Here is a 4,140-nt window from a genome sequence, read left to right as displayed (position 1 = left end):
ATCTTTTTATCATCAAAATCGGCAAGAAAACGACGAACCAGTTCATCTACCAAAGAAGATTTTCCTGAACCTCCCGTACCGGTTATACCTAAAACAGGAGCAATATTTTTGGTTTTAACTTTTTGCCTAATGTTATTTAAAACATCTTCATGTTTTTGCGGAAAATTCTCGGCACAAGAAATAAGTTTTGCTATATCTGCATAACTAAGTTGTTCTAATTTTTTTGATTCTTGAGCAAGAATTTCTCCTACCGCAAAATCACTTTTTTCTATGAGGTCATTGATCATGCCTTGAAGTCCCATTTCACGACCATCATCTGGCGAATAAATTCTTTCAATACCATAAGCATGTAGTTCTTCAATTTCCTCAGGAAGAATAGTACCGCCGCCGCCGCCAAATATTTTAATTTGAGATGCCCCTCTCTCCTTCAACAAATCATACATATATTTAAAATACTCAACATGCCCGCCTTGATAAGAAGTTATTGCGATTGCCTGCACATCTTCTTGAATAGCACAATCAACAATTTCTTGTACCGAACGGTTATGTCCTAAATGAATAACCTCACATCCAGTAGATTGAATAATTCTACGCATAATGTTTATAGCTGCATCATGTCCATCAAAAAGGGATGCCGCGGTAACAATTCGTATATGATTAATTGGTTTATAAGGGGTTTGAATAGTATCGTTCATTTTGAATGCTCAGTTTGTTTTTCCGTTAGATGGATTTATAAAATTCATAGTATTCCAACTTGCTACAAAAATTGTTCTCACATCTTTTTTTGATGTTGCAACAACAATTTTGCGGTCTACGAAAATAGAGATTAAATTTAGTATTTTTTAAATTTTTATCGATTCTAATCCTATAATATGATTAATTAATAATTATTGATTCAAAATTTAAAGAATTGACATTTTACAAATATGATTATTAATCACCTTAATACATGGCTTATAAAAAATGGTAGATTTACAAATTCTTTTTTAGTGCTTTACAAATGATGTATACTGATCAACTAGGAACTCTAATTAATATTCCCAGCACTCCATCTAGAATAGTTTGCCTAGTACCCTCTATTACAGAATTATTGTTTGATTTAGGGTTAGGCGATAATGTGGTTGGCTGCACCAAATTCTGCATACACCCTAATAAGCCATATCTCACAAAACAGATGATCGGAGGAACTAAAGATTTGAATTTGAAAAAAATTCTAGATTTACATCCCGATTTAATTCTAGCGAACAAAGAAGAGAATAACAAAGAACAAATATCATTTTTAAGCTCATCTGTTCCAGTATGGGTAAGTGATGTAAAAACTTTTGACGATAGTCTAAAAATGATTGAACAAATTGGTTTAATAACAGATCATGCTACTAGAGCTTCTGAAATTACCGATCTATTAATCAACAACTTAAAGCCAAAGAAACCTAAGAAAAAAGCCATATACTTAATTTGGAAAGACCCATTTATGACCGTAGGTGGCGATACCTATATTAGCGACATACTTCACCGATGTGGATACATCAATACATACGCAAACCAAAAGCGCTACCCTATCATAACTTTAGAGGAAATCAGAGAACACAATCCTGATGTGGTATTATTATCATCAGAACCTTTTCCTTTTAAAGAAGTACACCTAAATACAATCAAGAAATTTCTTAACAATACGGAAGTAGAATTAGTTGACGGAGAATTTTTTTCTTGGTATGGGTCTAGACAATTACATACTTAAGTAAAACGCCTCAGGGCAAGCCCATGATGCATTCAAAGATATTATCATTTTATTTCGAGGCAAGTCTAGGAGTATTGTACCTTTTGGCGGTGCCAATAAAAAACCTGGCTATATTTTAAACAGCTTGTTTAAAATAATATATGACTTAAATAGCTAATTGCTATAGAGATGTGGTAGCATACTGTTGATAAAAGAATGCCAATTAGATATTGAAGTTTTCTTAAATACCTATAATGGTAATAAATAGTAACTTTGTTTTAAAATAAAGCCTCAGATAACTAAAAACCTAATTTCAATTTATGTTCAGCTTTTTCTCTAAAAAACATTTCTTAATTGATCATTTAGAAGGATTTATAGATATTCACAATCACATTTTACCTGGAATAGATGATGGCGCAAAAACTGTTGAGAATTCTATTGAACTTATAAAAGGTTTCAATGATTTTGGAGTAACCGATTTTATCTGTACTCCGCATATAATGGAAAATTACCACCCTAACAACCCCAATACAATTAACAGCTCTCTATCTCTACTAAAAAATGCTTTAAAAATGAATAATTTAGAGCACGTACATATTGAGGCTGCGGCAGAACATATGATCGATTCTGGTTTTGAAAAAATTCTTGAAGAAAAGAATATTATGCCTTTAGCTAAAAATTACTTATTGGTAGAAATGTCTTATTTACAAGCCTCCATTAATTTTGACGAAGCCGTAAAAAAAATTAAAAGTTCAAATTACTCTACCATTTTGGCGCACCCAGAGCGTTATGTGTATTTTCATAGTAAATTAAAAAAACTGAATAGAATAAAGGAAAATGGTGTATTTTTTCAATTAAATATGTTATCCTTAAGCAATTATTACGGTAAAGATGTAAACAAAGTGGCAATTCATTTGATCAAGGAAAATTTAATTGATTTTATTGCAAGTGACACACACTCCATTAATCATATAAATCAATTGAAAAAAATAACGGTCACTACTTCTTTACTAGATTTATTATTCCCAATTATCACTAAGACCATTTATAGTTTTAAATAGTCTTATTTAATTAAAAGTTCTTTTTGATATCTCTCACCATGTACATCGAGAATAGTAAGGATGTAATATCCTTCGGTAAAATCATACAAATCTATTGTCACATTTAAATCTGCTTGTGCTATTTTAGGTTTAATATTTTTAATTAATCTTCCCGTGATATCGTAAATATAAATTTCTTTGATTTGAATTTCCTCTAAATTATTCAAAGTAACAATATCAAAACTAGGATTAGGATAAAGATCAAATGAATTGGGTTTAGATGACACAACACATTTCGCAGTCGTCGTATTTATCCTTTCTATTTTAAAGTTATCGTAATAGACCGTTCCCGGGTTTTGCGAGGCATAGTTCGTGAACAGCCAGATATCCAGAGTGGTAAGGTTTGCCGGTACGACAAACGTGCCGCTATAGGTGCTCCATCCGCTACCGAAGGTATGCGAGAGCAATGCCGTGTTCGCCTGGTTGTTGCGGTTCACCTCTATCCTGGGGATTCCAGTGCTCCCCTCGGCATCAAGGGAGACCGATAGCTCGTCGCCCGCATCTATGCCCAATACGTCAAGGTCCAGCGATACGCGGTAGCGGCCCCAGGGCTGGCCACCGTCAACGTTGGATATCTCCAGCGCACACTCAGATCCGTTCGTGACATCCGAGGTGCCCGATACCGTATCGGGACCGCCGACCATAGTTCCCGAGGGCAGCACGATACCGGCCGAATCGTTGATAAGATGATCTTCGCATACAGGCGGGACACTCCCGTCGATAGCCTCCACCTCAAGGCTGCTCACCGAGGAATTTCCGTCCTCGTCGGTCACCGTCAAGGTCGCCGTATAGATGCCCGCATTGACATAATCGTACACTGGGTCCGGAAAATCGGAGCTGCCACCGTCGCCAAAATCCCAGAAATAGCTCGTTATGCCAACATCGTCGGTAGAATCACTTCCGATGAAATCCACCATAAGGGGAATCTCCCCGCTAAGCGGGCTTCCGGAGGATATGGATACCGGGGAACCCAGGGAAGGCTCAACCGTGATCTCCAACGTGTCCGTTGCCGTCTGTCCCGACGAGTCCGTTACCGTCAGTACGGCATTATATGTTCCAGACGAAGTATACACATGTGAGAGCTGGACACCGCTACCGGTATCGCCATCGCCAAAATCCCATTCATAGGAAACTATACCGTTGTCGTCGGACGAGGAAGAGCCGTTGAAGTCCACGGTCAATGGCGAAGGCCCTTGCAACGTAGAGGCCGTCGCTTGCGATAACGGGGGCGAATCCGTTTCCGTTTTGGACAGGTTCACGATACTAAGGTTATCGTAATAGACCGTTCCCGGGTTTTGCGAGGCATAGTTCGTGAACAGCCAG

At 37.2% G+C, this 4,140-nt stretch carries 4 protein-coding genes; 2 read left to right on the top strand and 2 right to left on the bottom strand.

Annotated features, from left to right (window positions below; translation table 11 throughout):
* Positions 1-695, bottom strand: a 695-nt coding sequence (locus QZ657_RS02815; protein ID WP_291964849.1) for a cobalamin B12-binding domain-containing protein, incomplete at its 3' end; no start/stop codon positions are given.
* A 305-nt stretch (positions 696-1,000) separates the two neighbouring features.
* Between QZ657_RS02815 and QZ657_RS02810 the strand changes: the two genes are divergently transcribed.
* Both QZ657_RS02810 and QZ657_RS02805 read left to right on the top strand, forming a co-directional pair.
* Positions 1,001-1,738 (top strand): helical backbone metal receptor, encoded by a 738-nt coding sequence (locus QZ657_RS02810; RefSeq protein ID WP_291964848.1) that lies wholly within the window; start codon positions 1,001-1,003, stop codon positions 1,736-1,738.
* Positions 1,739-2,037: 299 nt separating this feature from the next.
* Positions 2,038-2,778, top strand: coding sequence for a tyrosine-protein phosphatase (locus tag QZ657_RS02805; protein WP_291963571.1), 741 nt, complete (start codon positions 2,038-2,040; stop codon positions 2,776-2,778).
* Positions 2,779-2,780: 2 nt separating this feature from the next.
* On the opposite strand, the gene QZ657_RS02800 is transcribed toward QZ657_RS02805, so the two are convergent.
* On the bottom strand, positions 2,781-4,140 hold a 1,360-nt coding region (locus QZ657_RS02800), incomplete at its 5' end, for a PKD domain-containing protein (RefSeq protein ID WP_291964846.1).

This window comes from Maribacter sp., assembly GCA_020629415.1.
In the GTDB taxonomy this organism is placed as follows: domain Bacteria; phylum Bacteroidota; class Bacteroidia; order Flavobacteriales; family Flavobacteriaceae; genus Maribacter; species Maribacter huludaoensis.
This window is presented reverse-complemented; position numbering and strand designations above follow the sequence as displayed.